General features: G+C 69.9%; 12 protein-coding genes. 4 read left to right on the top strand and 8 right to left on the bottom strand.

Features of this window, described 5'->3' with window-relative positions; all coding sequences use genetic code 11:
• Positions 1-760, top strand: a 760-nt coding sequence (locus ACODRX_RS25285) for a M90 family metallopeptidase (protein WP_488874308.1), incomplete at its 5' end; no start/stop codon positions are given.
• Here ACODRX_RS25285 and ACODRX_RS25280 read toward each other — a convergent pair.
• Positions 738-1,397: an alpha/beta hydrolase gene (locus tag ACODRX_RS25280; protein WP_488874307.1), complete on the bottom strand. Its 660-nt coding sequence runs from the start codon at positions 1,395-1,397 to the stop codon at positions 738-740. The two genes, ACODRX_RS25285 and ACODRX_RS25280, sit on opposite strands and share 23 nt — an antisense overlap.
• A gap of 31 nt (positions 1,398-1,428) precedes the next feature.
• Between ACODRX_RS25280 and ACODRX_RS25275 the strand changes: the two genes are divergently transcribed.
• Positions 1,429-2,457 carry a P1 family peptidase gene (locus tag ACODRX_RS25275; protein WP_488874306.1) on the top strand — a complete coding sequence of 343 codons (1,029 nt, stop codon included), beginning with the start codon at positions 1,429-1,431 and terminating at the stop codon, positions 2,455-2,457.
• Between the two features lie 27 nt (positions 2,458-2,484).
• Positions 2,485-3,849 carry a TAXI family TRAP transporter solute-binding subunit gene (locus ACODRX_RS25270; protein ID WP_488874305.1) on the top strand — a complete coding sequence of 455 codons (1,365 nt, stop codon included), beginning with the start codon at positions 2,485-2,487 and terminating at the stop codon, positions 3,847-3,849.
• Positions 3,850-3,862: 13 nt separating this feature from the next.
• Here the strand turns inward: ACODRX_RS25270 and ACODRX_RS25265 are convergent, their stop codons facing one another.
• Together ACODRX_RS25265 and gshA are read right to left on the bottom strand one after the other, a co-directional pair.
• Positions 3,863-6,217 carry an FUSC family protein gene (locus ACODRX_RS25265; protein ID WP_488874304.1) on the bottom strand — a complete coding sequence of 785 codons (2,355 nt, stop codon included), beginning with the start codon at positions 6,215-6,217 and terminating at the stop codon, positions 3,863-3,865.
• A 30-nt stretch (positions 6,218-6,247) separates the two neighbouring features.
• Positions 6,248-7,771, bottom strand: a complete 1,524-nt coding sequence (gene gshA / locus ACODRX_RS25260) for a glutamate--cysteine ligase (protein WP_488874303.1) — start codon at positions 7,769-7,771, stop codon at positions 6,248-6,250.
• 536 nt (positions 7,772-8,307) lie between these two features.
• On the opposite strand from gshA, the gene ACODRX_RS25255 reads away from it, so the two are divergent.
• Positions 8,308-8,598 carry a 2Fe-2S iron-sulfur cluster-binding protein gene (locus tag ACODRX_RS25255; RefSeq protein ID WP_488874302.1) on the top strand — a complete coding sequence of 97 codons (291 nt, stop codon included), beginning with the start codon at positions 8,308-8,310 and terminating at the stop codon, positions 8,596-8,598.
• Between the two features lie 6 nt (positions 8,599-8,604).
• Here the strand turns inward: ACODRX_RS25255 and ACODRX_RS25250 are convergent, their stop codons facing one another.
• The 5 genes from ACODRX_RS25250 to ACODRX_RS25230 all read right to left on the bottom strand — a co-directional run.
• Positions 8,605-9,426: a shikimate dehydrogenase family protein gene (locus ACODRX_RS25250; protein ID WP_488874301.1), complete on the bottom strand. Its 822-nt coding sequence runs from the start codon at positions 9,424-9,426 to the stop codon at positions 8,605-8,607.
• Positions 9,426-10,895, bottom strand: coding sequence for an NADP-dependent succinate-semialdehyde dehydrogenase (gabD, locus tag ACODRX_RS25245; protein WP_488874300.1), 1,470 nt, complete (start codon positions 10,893-10,895; stop codon positions 9,426-9,428). Before gabD ends, ACODRX_RS25250 begins: the two co-directional genes overlap by 1 nt.
• Before the next feature lie 13 nt (positions 10,896-10,908).
• On the bottom strand, positions 10,909-11,652 hold the full coding sequence (locus tag ACODRX_RS25240; RefSeq protein WP_488874299.1) for an SDR family NAD(P)-dependent oxidoreductase: 744 nt from the start codon (positions 11,650-11,652) through the stop codon (positions 10,909-10,911).
• 14 nt (positions 11,653-11,666) lie between these two features.
• Positions 11,667-13,070 (bottom strand): dihydrolipoyl dehydrogenase, encoded by a 1,404-nt coding sequence (gene lpdA / locus ACODRX_RS25235; protein WP_488874298.1) that lies wholly within the window; start codon positions 13,068-13,070, stop codon positions 11,667-11,669.
• Between the two features lie 10 nt (positions 13,071-13,080).
• The coding region (locus tag ACODRX_RS25230) for a 2-oxo acid dehydrogenase subunit E2 (protein ID WP_488874297.1) at positions 13,081-13,949 on the bottom strand (869 nt) is incomplete at its 5' end.

The raw sequence follows: 13,949 nt of genomic DNA, 5'->3' as shown, positions 1-13,949 counted from the left end.
CCCCCCCCCCCCCCCCCCCGGCTACCCCTTCCTGCAATCGCTGCCGCTGCAAGAGCAGTCCAAGCTGCGCGCGCTCAGCGCCCTGTTCCTGCAGCACAAGCAATTCCATGGCGCGCATGGCCTCAAGGTCAGCGACGCGATGGCGGTCACCATCGCCGCCCAGGCCTGCCTGCCGCTGCTGCACTGGGGCGAGCCGCGCTCGGCGCTGCGCAACTACGACGACTTCGTCGGCATCGTGGTGCACCCGGCCACCATGGTCGCCACCCGCGACACGCTGGACGAAAACGGCATCGTGCACCGCCACCGGCAACTGCTCGACGGCGAGGCCATGGAGCGCGGCCCGGTCACGCTGAGCTGGCAGGCCATTGCCGACAGCGGCGCGCACACCGAGCGCGGCAGCAACGTGGTGATCCACGAGTTCATGCACAAGATCGACATGCGCAACGGCCATGCCGACGGCTACCCGCCGCTGCCCGCCGGCTTCATGGGCAGCGCCAGCGGCGCCGACGCGCGCCAGCGCTGGCTGGGCACCTGGCAGCCGGCCTTTGCGCGCTTTCGCGAGGCCGTCGTCAAGGCCCAGCGCTTTGGCGAGCCTGCGCCCTGGCTCGATGCCTATGGCGCCACCGCGCCGGGCGAGTTCTTCGCCGTGGCCTGCGAGGCCTACTTCGTCAACCGGCCGCACTTCCAGGCCGAGTGGCCGGAGCTCGACCGCATGCTGCAGGCGTATTTCCAGCCGCTCAGTACGCCGACAGCGACTTGAGCCACAGCACGCTGTCGCGCAGCTCCTGCGGGTGCAGCTCGTGGCGGCAAGGGTATTCGCGGTAATTCAGCGCCAGCGGCAAGGCCTGCACATGCTCGCGCACCCGGTGCGCCATGGCCAGCGGGATCACGTCGTCGTGCGTGCCATGGCTCACCCACAGGCCGTGGCCCTGCAGCTGCTGCGCCGGCGCCTGCTGCGCCAGCATCTCGGGCAGCAGCCGGCCATGCCAGACCATGGCGGCCCGCAGCAGCGCCGGGCGCGTGAGCAGCAACGACAAGGCCATGATGCCGCCCTGGCTGAAGCCGCCCAGCACCGTGCGCGCGGCCGGCACCTGCAGCTGCGCGCCGGCGGCCGCCGTGGCCTGCTCGATCAGCTGGCGGCTGGCCTGCTCCTGCGCCTCATCGATGATGCGGCCGCCGTCCGGCCGCAGGCCGAACTGGAACCAGCCATACGAGAGCGGCCCCAGCGTGATCGGCGCGCGCAGGCTGAGCACATGGAAATTCGGCGGCAGCAGGTCGGCCAGGCCGAACAAGTCCTGCTCGTTGCTGCCCACGCCATGCATCAGCACCAGCAGCCAGGCCTCGCCCGCGCCGGCCGCCGCGGGGCGGTACAAGTGTTGCAGTTCCAAATCCAGCATTTCTCTTCCTTTCCACGCACAATACCGGGCCATGACAGTCCCACCACGCATTCCCGCCGGCAGCATCACCCGCGTTCGCGGCATCGAAGTAGGCCACTATACCGACACCCGCCGCCCCACCGGCTGCACCGCCGTGCTGGCCCGCGGCGGCGCGGTGGCGGGCGTGGACGTGCGCGGCGCCCCGCCCGGCACGCGCGAGACCGACCTGCTGCACCCCAGCAACTTCGTGCAGCAGGTGCATGCGGTGATGCTCGCCGGCGGCAGCGCCTGGGGGCTGGATGCGGCCTCGGGCGCGATGCGCTGGCTCGAAGAGCAAGGCGTGGGGCTCGACGTGGGTGTGGGCCGCGTTCCGCTGGTGCCGGCCGCGGTGCTGTTCGACCTGGGGGTGGGCGACATGCGCATCCGCCCCGATGCGGCTGCCGGCTACGCCGCCTGCCAAGCCGCCAGCCGCGCCGAGCCGGCCCAGGGCAATGTGGGCGCCGGCACCGGCGCCGCGGTGGGCAAGCTGTTCGGCATGGCACGCGCGATGAAGGGCGGCATAGGCACGGCCTCGTGCAGCGTGGATGGCGTCACCGTGGGCGCGATCATCGCCTGCAACGCGGTGGGCGACGTGGTCGACCCGGCCACCGGCCGGCCGGTGGCCGGCGCCCGCAGCGCCGACGGCCGTGCCCTGCTCGACAGCCGGCGCGCGCTGCTCGCGGGCGAGACCATCACCTCAATCATCCAGGGCACCAACACCACCATCGGCGTGATCGCCACCGACGCCGCCATCACCAAGGCCCAGGCGCACCGGCTGGCCACGGTGGGCCACGACGGGCTGGCGCGCACCATCAACCCGGTGCACACCCTGTCGGACGGCGACACGCTGTTCTGCCTGGGCACCGGCCTGGCCGAGCCGGGCCACATGTCGGCCAGGCCGGGCATGGCGGTGCTCGCCACCATGGCGGCCGAGGCGGTGGCCCAGGCCACGCTGCAGGCGGTATGGGCCGCGCGCGGCATCAGGCTCGATGCGCCGCACGCGCTCACCCTGCCCTGCGCATCCGAGCTCCTTGCCCGTTGATCTCCAGCCCCAGCCCCCCTGCCACCCATGCGCCGCGCCTACGCCATCCGCCAGACCATCACCGTCGCCCTGCTGAACATCCGCGACGCCATCCTCTCCGCCGGGCCGCTGGCCCTGCTGGTCATCGCCCTGCCCATACTGGCCTACTGGTGGCTCAAGCCCACGCCGCCCCATGAAGTGCGCCTGGGCACCGGCCCGGCGCAAAGCGCCTACGCGGCCTTCGGCGAGCGCTACCAGGCCGCGCTGGCCGCCAATGGCTTCAAGGTGGATCTCGTGGCCAGCGAAGGCTCGTCCGACAACCTCAAGCTGCTGCGCGAAGGCGCGGTGGACCTGGCCTTCGTGCAGGGCGGCGCAAGCGAGCTCACGCCCGACGACCTGGAATCGCTCAGCTCGCTGGGCGCGCTGTTCGTCGAGCCCATATGGATGTTCTACCGCAGCGACGCCGCGCAAAAGCGGGGCACGCAGGGCACGCCGCGCATCGCCAGCCTCGGCCAGATCAAGGGCTGGCGCATCAACGTGGGCACCGACGGCAGCGGCGTGCCCACGCTGCTGGAGAAGCTGCTCGACGCCAACCACCTGTCGCCGCACGAGGTGCAGATCTCGCGCCTGTCGGAAACCCCGGCCACGGTGGAGTTTCTCGCCGGGCGCATCGACATGCTGGTGCTGGTCTCGGCGCCCGAGTCGCTGATGGTGCAGATGCTGCTGCAGACGCCCGGCGTGCAGCTGATGGATTTTCCGCAGCACGAGGCCTACAGCCGCAAGTTCAACTTCCTCACCCCGGTGACGCTGCCGCGCGGCATCGTCGACCTGGCGGCCAACATCCCGCCGCACGACGTGCGCCTGGTGGCCTCGACCACCTCGCTGCTGGTGCGCGAGGATGTGCACCCGGCGCTCAAGCAGATCTTCGCGCAGGCCTCGCAGAACATCCACAGCAGCGCCGGCTGGTTCAACCGGGCGCGCGATTTTCCCAACACCAAGAGCAGCGAGCTGCCGGTGGCCAGCGAAGGCGTGCGCGCGATCAACGAGCCCACGCCCTGGCTGCAGCGCTACCTGCCGTTCTGGCTGGCCAACCTGATCGAGCGCATGGGGCTGGTGCTGGGCGTGATGATCGCCTTTTTGCTGCCGCTGTCGCGCATCGTGCCGCCGCTGTACCAGTTCCGCGTGCGCTCGCGCGTGTTCCGCTGGTACGGGCGCCTGCGCGCCATCGAGCACGAGATGGAGCAAGGCGGCGCCGACCATGCGCAGCTGCGCGCCGAGCTCGACCAGCTGGCCCAGCGCGTGGAAGGCGTGAGCGTGCCGCTGTCCTACGCCGACGAGCTGTATGCGCTGCGCAGCCATATCCAGGGCGTGCGCAGCCGGCTCGGCAGCCTGGAGGGCCAGGGCAAGGCATAGCCCCTGGCGGCGTCTACTGCTGGCGCTGCAGCGCCTGGGTGATGCGCACCGCATTCGCATGCATGCGCTGGGCGATGTCCTGCGCCGCCGCCAGCCGGCGCACCAGCCAGGGCAGCAGGTCGCGCTCGCCGCTGTCGGGCAGGGGCTCGACCACGTTGGCCGGCCGCTGCGCCGCATCGCCGCCCCGGGCCTGCCCGGCTGCTTCGCCGCCCTGCGGCTGCAGCGGCGCCAGCAGGCTGTGCTCTATGGCCTGGGCGCTGAGCTGCAGCTGCTGCACCACGAAGGGCGCAGGCGTCTTGCCGCGGCGCATCATCATCAGGATCTTCACCGACGACATCTGCCCCAGCATCTGGTAGCAATGCGCCTGGAACTGCTCCAGCTGGTGCAGCGGCGGCCGCACCGCGCGCGGCTCCAGCAGCGAGCGGTTGGCAGCCTGCACCAGCGCCGACAGGCTGTCGTAGGCCTCGCGGCGGGCCAGCCGCCAGGCCAGCTCGGGCGCGTTGTCCACCGCCTGCAGCTGGCTGGGCATGAGCGATGCCTTCACATGCGCGGCCTGCGCCTTCAGCACCCGCTGCACCAATGCGGGCAGCTGGTTGCGCTCCCACGACGGCAGCACATAGGCAAACGCCCAGGCGATGACGGTGCCGATCAACGTATCGACCATGCGCTCCAGCATGTCGAACGACATGCTGCCATGCGCATTCAGCGTATGGGCCTGCACCAGGCCCAGCACCGTGGCGCCGATGGCCGCGTACAGGTAGCGCCTGAGCGCAAAGCCGTGCGCCACCGCCTGCGCCGCCGACAGGCACAGGATCAGCGCCGCCGGCGACGGGTGCGTGGACAGGATGGCCAGGCTCAGCAAACAGCCCAGCAGCGTGCCCAGCACGCGGTTGTTGCGCCGCTCCAGCGTCTGCGACAGGCTGCCGCGCAGCACCACGATGATGGTCAACAGCACCCAGTAGGCATGGGCCTTCCAGGGCAGCAGCTGGGCCACGAGGTAGCCCGCGGCAATCGCCAGCGCGGCGCGGATCGCATGCCGCAGCGGCGGCGCATCCCAGCTCAGCAGGCCCTTGAACGGCGCCCACGACCAGGTCGTGGGGCTGACGAACATCTGCCAGCTGGCGCGCACCACCGCCACGTCGGGCTCGGCCTCGTCGCGCGCCAGCTGCACCAGGTAGCGCACCTCGTCGTGGATGCGCAGCATGCGCTGGTTGATGCCGCGCGACAGCGAGTCGGGCGACAAATCGAGCACCGCGCCCGCCGGCACCGACTCTTCCATGCGCCGCGCCTCCTGCGGCGCATCCTGGCGCGGCAGCTGCTGGCGCAGCGGCGCCAGCAGCGCCGCCAGGTCGGCCATGGGCGCGGGCTTTTTCATCCACAGCAGCGCATCGGCCAGCGCCGCCACCTCAATCGACAGCGCGCGCAGCACCGCCTGCTGCGCCTGCAGCGCCGCCTCGTACTGCGGCAGCTTGCGCAGCTGCTCCAGGTCGAGCTCGCAGGCCAGCAGGTGATCGCGCACCTCCAGCATCTGGATCAGCATGCCGGCCAGGCGCTGGCGCCGCGCGGTACGGGGGCTTTCGAAGACGATGTCGCGCGCTGCCTGCAGCTGGTCGCCAAAGCTCGCATGCCGCGCCAAGAGCCGGCCCATGTGCAGCGACTGGCGCGACCAGCCGCGCAGGGGCCGCGAGGCATCGGCGCGGGCATGGCCGAAGGCCTCGCCCTCCACATCCTCGCGGTCCAGCCCGCTGGCACGGGCCGACTCGGGCAGCACCAGCCGTGCCTGCTCCAGCATCAGCGCCGCCAGCGACAGCAAGGTATCGGCAATGAACTGCAGGCGGTAGCGGTGGTTCAGCAGCGCATTCATGGCAACCGCATAGGGCAGGTAGATGGCCGCGCCGAGCGCGAAGAACTCGGCCGACAGCAGCGCCGCATGCAGCTCCGACTCGTGCGGCACCACCGGCGTGGCCATGGCGAACACCATGGCGAACACCAGCGCCATCGCGATGGGCGCACCGCGCTTGCCCCAGGCCATGGCCAGGAAGGCCAGAAAGGTGAAGGCCACCACCGCCGGCCCAAGCGCCCAGGGATTGGGGTGCAGCAGCTCGACCGCAAAATACAGCGGCGCGCCAAGCAGCGGCGCCGGCAGCATGCGCCAGAACTTGCCGCGCCGCGGCGCCGGCGCATCCGGCACGATGGAGACGATCGCCCCCACCGCGGCAGAAGCCGAGGCCGCCCCGCCCCAGATCAAATGCACGATGGTGGATACCAGGAACAGGCCCAGCGCGGCTTCCACGCCGCTGAGCACATAGTGGTTCAGCAGTCCGCGCCGCAGCGAGCGCCAGCGCTTGTCGGTATCGATGAAGGGCATCGGTCAATTATCCATGGCGCCCTGAAGCAATCAGCCCAATCTCTCGGGCGACATATAGTACTGCCGCCACTCCTCGAAGCCCATGGTGTCCGCGGCCTCCAGCGCCTGCTGCGCCTGCAGCGACTGGGCCGCCAGCTCGGCATAGCGGGTCTGCTGCGCATCCGTCCAGGGCCGGGCCAGCGTGGCGTCGCGGGCCAGGTTCGACTGCTCCAGCGCAAAGGCCACGAAGTTGTCGCCGTGCTGGCGCACCGCATTGAGCACCCGCGCCGAAGGCGTCAGCTCGGGCGCCTGCAGCAGCTGCTGCGCCGCCTGCAATGCGGCGCCATAGGCCTGCGTGCCATTGGCCGCGTCGAGCGCGCGGGCGATGGCGCCACAATCGTGCAGCACCTCGGCCGCCCAGTCGATCAGCAACACCGGCTGGCCGTTGCGCATCAGCTGCACGCCGCGCTCGCGGCCGCGCTCGGCCGTCTGGTGCTGGTTGTGCTTCATCTCGGTGATCTCGGCCGGCGTGTCCGGCGGGCTGTCGGCCAGCAGGCAGTGCAGCAGGAACACATCGAGCAGGCGCATGGTGGCGGGCGCGATGCCCATGGTCTCGAACGGATCGATGTCCATCAGCCGCACCTCCACATACTCCACGCCGCGCTCGCGCAACGCATGCAGCGGGCGCTCGCCGCGGCGCACCGTGCGCTTGGGGCGGATGGTGCCGTAGAACTCGTTCTCGATCTGCAGCAGGCTGGTGCCGAGCTGGTTGTACTCGCCGCCGGGGTTGATGACGCCGATCTTTTCATAGGCCGGGTACGGCCGGTTCAAGGCCTCGTACAGCGAATCCGCATAGCCCTGCAGGTGGTTGTAGCTCACGTTGAGCGAGGCCTGCGCATCGCTTTGGTATCCCAGCCGCCCCATGCGCAGCGAGGTCGCGTGCGGCAGGTGGACCGCCTGCCCGCTCTCGCCCAGCGGCTGCAGGCTGTGCTCGCGCCCCTTGACGAAGCACGGACACAGCACCGGCGAGGCGCCAAACAGGTACAGCAGCACGAAGGCATGGCGGCGGAAGTTGCGGATCAGCCCGAAGTACTCGCCGCTGCTGATGCCCGGCATCGACCAGTTGTAGTGGATGCCCGAGATCGTCTGCATGCGCCGGCCGTAGCGGTGACCCAGCCCCATGCGGTACACGCTCTTGGAGCGGCCGATGTTGGACAGCCCGTAGCGCCCCAGCGGAATCGTTTCGTCCGACGGCAGGCAGCAGGGCATGCTGGTATCCCACAGCGTCTCGCCGCCGCCTTGCAGCACGCGGTAGGTGAACTGGTGGATCTCGGCCAGCTCGGCCAGGCAATCCTCCACGCCCCGGTGCACACCGGTGATGATCTCGATCTGCGACTCGCTGAAGTCGGTGGTAATGCAGCCATGCGTAAGCGCCGAGCCCAGCGCGGCCGGATGCGGAGTAAGTGCCAGCTGCCCCTGCTGCGTGACCCGCAGCCCCTCTTTTTCAATGCCGCGGCTGATACCTTGCAGACGCGAGGCGGCGATTGCTTGAATGCGCGCAGAGATGTGGTTCATCTATGGTGTTCCATTTTCGAATTGGGGGCGACTAGGGTGTGTCCTCAATCAATCCTCCGCGCGCTGGCGCGGCCATGCGGATGGATGCGCGAAGCGTGGCGCAGCCCATAGCCATCTATGGGCCAGCCGCGCGCCAAAGCAGACGCCGCATGGCCGCGCCAGCCCGAAGGGAAAGCCCTGCGGGCGGCGCATTGCGGCGTTGCCCTTCGCTCATGTAGCCGGGCTACATCGCGCTCAGGGCGCCTTGCACTGCACCGCCCGCAGGGCTTTCGCGCCGGGGGATTGATTGAGGACACACCCTAGCATGTGCCGCGACGGCGCGCACTGGCCTCCTCATTCATCCCGCGCACTCTACAGCATATGCTTATGCCCGGCAGCCACGGCCGGCCAGATCATGCTAGAGCGTGTTTGCGAGCCGGATTTATCCAGAAAATCCTGGGACAACCATGTGGATAAGTCCCGAATTTCCTAGTACAAACCCTGTAAGCCCATGTTTTTAGGGCTAACATGTCGGTTTGCCCAATTTCTCAGCAGCCATGTCCATCACGCCCACGCTCTTCAATGCCCAGCTCGACCAGGAAGACATCCAGGTGGACGCCTGGGCCGACCAGCCGCTGCTGCAGTCGCTGGAAGAAGGCGGCGTCGACTGGCCCAGCTCCTGCCGCAACGGCACCTGCCGCACCTGCGTGGGCCGCCTCAAGTCGGGCACGGTGCGCTACGAGATCGAATGGCCCGGCCTGAGCCCCGAAGACTTCGAAGCCGGCTGCGTGCTGCCCTGCGTGGCCTATCCCGAAAGCAATGTGGTGCTGCTGCGCGGCGAGTACTAGCGCGCCTCAGCCAAGCGGCCTGGGCACATGCCGCGGCTCGATCATCAGGCCGAAGAAGCGCGCGATCTCCACGATCTGCCCATAAAGCATGTGCTGCCCCGGATGGGCGCTGGCACCGCACGCGCGCGCAGCGGCGAGCAAGGCGGTATCGCGCATCACCGCCTCGCACACCAGCATGCCGGGCCGCAGGGTATCGAGCGGCAGCGGCGCCGGTTCGCCGTCGTGCAGGCCCAGGGCGGTGGCATTGATGACCACGTCGAACCCCGCGGCGTCAGCCGCACCGGTGCGCATGGCCACTCCCGGCAGCGCCGGGGCCAGGCGCCGCACCGCCTCTTCGGCCCGCGCGGCGCTGCGATTGCTCAGCACCAGTTCGGCCGGCTGCTCGCGCCCCACGGCATAGGCAATCGCCTTGCCCGCGCCGCCTGCCCCCAGCAGCAGCACGCGCCGCCCCGCCAGGCAGTGGCCGCACGCCTTCAGCCCGGCGACAAAGCCATCGCCATCGAGGTTGCCGCCCACCCAATGGCCCTGGGCGGCATCCCAGCGCAAGGTGTTGGCGGCGCCCACCAGGCGCGCCGCAGCGCTCAGCTCGCCGCACAGCTCGACCACGGCCTCCTTGTGCGGAATGGTGACGACCAGGCCGGCCAGGTTCCGGCAGGCGGCCAGCCCCGCCAGCAGCTGCGGCAGCTGCGCGGGTGCCGCATGCATCGGCACGCACACGGCATTCAACCCTTGCCGGGCGGCTGCGGCGTTGAACAACTGGGGCGTGCGCACATGGGCGATGGGGTCGGCCACGATACCCACGACCCGGGTATTGCCGTCGATCTGCATCAAACCCCCGCCATGTTGATGTACTTGATGACCAGGTAGTCCTCGATGCCGTAGCGCGAGCCCTCGCGCCCCACGCCCGACTGCTTGACGCCGCCAAACGGTGCCACCTCGTTGGAGATGAGCCCGGTGTTCACGCCCACCATGCCGTACTCCAGCCGCTCGGCCACGCGCCAGACGCGGCCCAGGTCGCGCGCGTAGAAGTAGCTGGCCAGGCCGAACTCGGTGTCGTTGGCCATGGCCACCACCTCGTCCTCGGTCTCAAAACGGAACAATGGAGCCAGTGGGCCGAAGGTTTCCTCCCGGGCCACGGCCATGTCCTGCGTCACGTCCGCCAGCACGGTGGGCTCGAAGAACGACTGCCCCAGCGCATGCGGCTTGCCGCCCGCAAGCACGCGCGCCCCCTTGGCCACGGCGTCGGCGATGTGCTCCTGCACCTTGGCCACGGCCTTGGCGTCGATCAGCGGGCCCACATGCACACGCTCAGGCACGCCATCCTGCAGGCCATCACCCACCCGCATGGCTTGTACGGCAGCCACCAGCTTTTTCGCGAACGCGTCATACACCTTGGCATGTACATACAGGCGGTTGGCGCACACGCAGGTCTGGCCCGCGTTGCGGTACTTGGAGACCAGGGCACCTTCCACGGCGGCGTCGAGGTCGGCATCCTCGAACACGATGAAGGGCGCGTTGCCGCCCAGCTCCATCGAGACTTTCTTGATGGTGGCCGCGCTTTGCTGCATGAGCATGCGGCCGACCTCGGTCGAGCCGGTGAAGCTGAGCTTGCGCACCAGCGGGTTCGTGGCCAGCTCGGTACCGATCTCGCCAGCCGCCCCGGTCACCACCGACAGCACGCCCGCCGGAATGCCGGCGCGCTCGGCCAGCGCGGCCAGCGCCAGCGCGGTGAGGGGCGTCTGCGAGGCCGGCTTGACCACCATGGTGCAGCCCGCCGCCAATGCCGGGCCGGCCTTGCGCGTGATCATCGCGGCCGGGAAGTTCCATGGCGTGATGGCCGCGCATACGCCGATCGGCTCCTTGGTGACGACGATGCGCTGGCTGGCCGCGGGCGCGGGAATGGTGTCGCCATAGACCCGCTTGCCCTCCTCCGAGAACCATTCGACGAAAGAAGCGGCGTAGGCGATCTCGCCGCGCGCCTCTGTCAGGGGCTTGCCCTGCTCCGTGGTCATGATGCGGGCCAGATCCTCCTGGTTCGCCAGGATCAGCTCGTGCCAGCGGCGCAGCAGCGCGGCGCGCTCCTTGGCGGTGCGCGCACGCCAGGCGGGCCAGGCGCGGTTCGCCGCCTCGATGGCCTGGCGCGCCTGCGCGGCGCCGAAGCGCGGCACGGTGGCGATATGCGCGCCCGTGGCCGGGTTGGTGACGGCGATGCTCTGCCCGGCACCCACCGCGCCCACCCACTGGCCGTCGATCAGGCACTGCGTGCGCAGCAGCGAAGCATCTTGCAAATTCAGCATGTCGTTGACTCCTTCAGCCTGCGATATAGAGGCCGCCGTTGACGTGGATGACCTCGCCGGTGATGAAGCTGGCCGCGCTGCTGCACAGAAAGCCGATCACGCTGGCGATCTCGCCGGGCTGGCCCAGGCGCCTGAGCGGCGTCTGCTCGACCGACTCCTGGCCGCGGCGGGCGATCAGCTCGCCGGTCATCGGCGTGGCGATGACACCGGGCGACACCGCATTGACCCGTGTCTTCGGGCCGAGTTCGCGCGCCAGCGAGCGGGTGAAGCTCATCAGCCCACCTTTGGATGCACTGTAGTGCGCGTTGTAGAACGCGCCGCGATGGCCGGCCATCGAGGTCAGGTTCACGATGGCGCTGCCATCGCGCAGCTGCGCGATGGCGCGCCGCGTCAGGTAGAACACCCCGTCCAGGTTGATGGCCAGCGTCTGGCGCCATTGCGCATCGCTCATCTCCTGCACCGGCTGGGCCAGGTACAGGCCGGCCGAGGGCACGAGGTGGTCGATGCCGCCAAAGCGCTCCTGCGCCGTGTCCACCGCGCGCTGCGCGTCGTCGGGGTTGGCGGCGTCCATGCGCAGCACGGCCACGCGCCGGGCCGCATCTGGCCCCAGCCCATGGGCAAAAGACTCCAGGCCCGCATGGTCCAGGTCGGTGAGCACCAGGTTGGCGCCATGGGCATAGAAAAGCTGGGCCACGGCGCGGCCGATGCCGCCGTTGGCGCCGCTCAGCAGCAGTGTCTTGTCTTGAAAGTCGTACATCAGAGATCTCCGGATCAGATATGCAGCGCCCGGCCATAGGCCGCGAGCACCGCCTCGTGCATGGACTCGGACATCGTGGGGTGCGGCACGATGGTGTCCATCAGCTCGGCCTCGGTGGTCTCCAGGCCTTGCGCGATGGCAAAGCCCTGGATCATCTCGGTCACCTCCTCGCCCACCATGTGGGCCCCCAGCAGCTCACCGCTGGCGGCATCGAACACCACCTTGGCAAACCCTTGCGTGGCGCCCATGGCAATGGCCTTGCCATTGGCAGAGAACGGGAACCGGCCCACCTTGACCGCGCGCCCCGCCGCCCTGGCCTGCGCTTCGGTCCAGCCCAGGCTGGCCACCTGCGGATGGCTGTAGGTGCAGGCAGCCACGCGGCGCGGCTCCAGCGCGTGCGGGTGCAGGCCGGCGATGTGCTCCACGCACAGCACGCCCTCATGGCTGGCCTTGTGGGCCAGCCAGGGCGGCCCGGCCAGGTCGCCGATGGCGTAGACACCGGGCTCCGCCGTGCGGCATTGCGCATCGGTGACGATGTGGGTCTTGTCCACCTGCACGCGGGTGTTCTCCAGGCCCAGGTCTTCCACGTTGCCAACGATGCCGGCGGCCACCAGCACCACGTCGGCCTGCAGTTGCAGCGCGCTGGCGCCACCCTGCGGACGCAGCGCGAGCTGCCAGCCACCGTCCATGTGCGTGGCCTGCTCCAGCGCCACCCCGGTATGCAGCCGGATGCCATCCTTTTGCAGGCTGGCGGCCACCTGGGCGGAAATATCCTCGTCCTCCAGCGGCAATATGCGCGGCGCCATCTCCACCACGGTGACTTCGGCGCCCACCGCGCGGTAAAAGCTGGCGAACTCGATGCCTATGGCCCCGGCGCCCACGATCAGCAGGCGCTTGGGCACGGCGGGCGGCGTGAGCGCCTCGCGGTAGGTCCACACGCTCTGGCCATCGGCCGGCAGTTGCGGCAGCTGGCGCGCCCGCGCGCCCGTGGCCAGCACGATGTGCGCGGCACGCAGCGCCTGGATAGCCCCCCCCTCGCCGGTCACGGCCACAGCGCCGCCGCCCTGCAGGCGCGCGTGGCCGGCGAAGACCTGTACGCCGTTCTTCTTCAGCAGGCCGGCGACTCCCTTGTTGAGCTGCGCGGCCACGGCGCGCGAACGCGCCACCATGGCGGGCAGGTCGGCCTCCGGCGGCCGTGCCTTCACGCCAAACGCGGCCGCGCCGCGCACCAGGCGCAGCACGTCGGCCGAGCGCAGCAGCGCCTTGGTGGGAATGCAGCCCCAGTTCAGGCAGACGCCGCCGAGCTGGGCTTTTTCCACCAGCGCGGCCTTCATTCCCAGTTGCGCGGCACGGATCGCCGCCACGTAGCCGCCCGGCCCGCCGCCAACGACCAGCAGATCAAAGGTTTGCTCAGACATGGTGCGCCTTTCAAATCAGCATGGACAGCGGCGCCTCGATGGCATGCTGAAACGCGGCCAGCCACTGCGCGGCCAGCGCGCCGTCGATGGCGCGATGGTCCACCGAGAGCGTGCAGGCCATGATGGCGCCCACCGTGAGTTCGCCGTTTTCCACCACCGGCTTTTGCTGCGTCGCCCCTACGGCCAGGATGGCGGCCTGCGGCGGGTTGATGATGGCCGAGAACGCACCCACCCCGAACATCCCCAGATTGCTCACGCTGAACGAGCCGCCCTGGTATTCATCCGGGCGCAGCTGGCCGGCGCGGGCACGCGCGGCCAGGTCGGCGATCTCGGCGCTGATCTGCGACAGCGGCTTGCGCTCGGCCGCGCGCACGATGGGGGTGATCAGCCCGGTGTCGGTGGACACGGCCACGGCCACGTCGGCCTGCGCATACTGGCGCATGGCCGCCTCGGTCCAGCCCACGTTGGCCTGCGGCACCTCGCGCAGCGCCACGGCCACCGCGCGCACGATGCAGTCATTCACCGAAATCTTGCGGCTGGCCGCCGCATTGATCTCGGCGCGCAGCGCCAGCAGGCGCTCCATGCGGCATTCCAACGTAAGGTAGAAGTGCGGAATGGTGGACTTGCTCTCGGCCAGGCGCCGGGCGATGGTGCGGCGCATGCTGGAGTGCGGCAGCTCGGTGAAGGCGCTGGCGCCAGGGCCTGCCGCGGTGGCGAGCGGTACCGGCGGCGCGGGAGCCGGTGCCACGGCCTGGGCGCGCTCCACGTCGATCTTGACGATGCGGCCCCCGGGGCCGCTGCCCTGCAGCCGGGATAGATCCAGGCCCCGCTGGGCCGCCAGGCGGCGCGCCAGCGGGCTGGCGCGCTGGCGCTCACCGC

This window comes from Comamonas sp. FG99, assembly GCF_057808605.1.
The sequence above is the reverse complement of the archived record's forward strand: the minus strand, read 5'-3'. Positions and strand labels throughout refer to the sequence as shown.